We start from the raw sequence: 1,060 nt of genomic DNA on the forward strand, positions 1-1,060 counted from the left end.
GACTAGCATCATCACTACCTCTACCAAAACCGTTACCTCCAAAACCGCCCCAGCAGAAGAAGATTAGGATGATCCAAATCCACCACCAACCGCCGTTTCCACCGAAACCGCCGTTGTTCATCATAGCCATAAGAGCAGCAGGGTCCATATTACCTTTGTTTGCATTCTGCAAAAGTGCAGCTACACCTGGATCTATACCAGCGTTTTGTACTAAAATTTTTTCAGGTTCGTACATAGTTCTCATAAATTTTGATTAAATTAATATCTTGATATTCTTCTTTCATACATAGGTTCATATCTATGCATTCTTTCCTCTTCACGTTCACGATCTAAATATTCATCGTCTTCGTCATAGTCATAACCGTAGCGAGTCATTCTTCCTCCTCTACCTCTTCCACGTCCTCTACCACCACGAGCGTAACGATACTCATGCTCTTCATCTTCATCGTCTTCAAGCATTAACATCGTCTTAGCTTCTTTGCGCAATTTATCACACATAATATAGCAATAGTAATACCACATCTTTCCTTCTTCTATGTCTTTATCATTCAACCAAGCTTTTGCTAGTTCTACAAAGTACTTAATGTGATCACTGCTTGTCATAGTAACAACTGCACGATAATAGTCTGAACGTATCATATTGAGAGCAACGTACCAATCATACTTGTTGTATTTCTCACCTTTCAGATTGATTCCGTACTGGTTAGCGATTGAAGTAGTTTCTTCTAAACTCCAATGTTCTCCACGAGAGCCATCTTCGTTTTCCATCTTTGAGACTGCTTTTAGTGCACATTCTTCATTAAAGTGTGGACCATACATAGCCTCATGACGCTCTATTTTCAGTCTTTCTCTCATTGCATTAATTGATTTAATTATTCGACTTATAAAGTTCATTTTGATAAATCTATTATTCTAGTATTTTCTACATTGATTAACTTGTTACTGTTATCAATTTGGTACTTATAAATAGTTCGTTTTTTAAAATCAAAGTGAAGGAGTCGCTAGAACCAATTCTTATAATTACGCTTATATTCTTTTTTAGTATGAATAAATAGTGATT

At 36.3% G+C, this 1,060-nt stretch carries 2 protein-coding genes; both read right to left on the bottom strand.

What is annotated here, in order from left to right; translation table 11 throughout:
• Nucleotides 1-235 (bottom strand): hypothetical protein (locus GH681_RS23195; protein ID WP_228112064.1); only part of this gene is annotated, 235 nt, incomplete at its 3' end.
• A gap of 23 nt (nt 236-258) precedes the next feature.
• Complete coding sequence (locus tag GH681_RS23200) at nt 259-894, bottom strand: hypothetical protein (protein WP_153163853.1); 636 nt, start codon at nt 892-894, stop codon at nt 259-261.
• Nucleotides 895-1,060: the final 166 nt, after the last annotated feature.

Origin of the sequence: Zoogloea sp. 1C4, from assembly GCF_009469605.1 — a bacterium.
GTDB lineage: Bacteria > Pseudomonadota > Gammaproteobacteria > Burkholderiales > Rhodocyclaceae > Zoogloea > Zoogloea oryzae.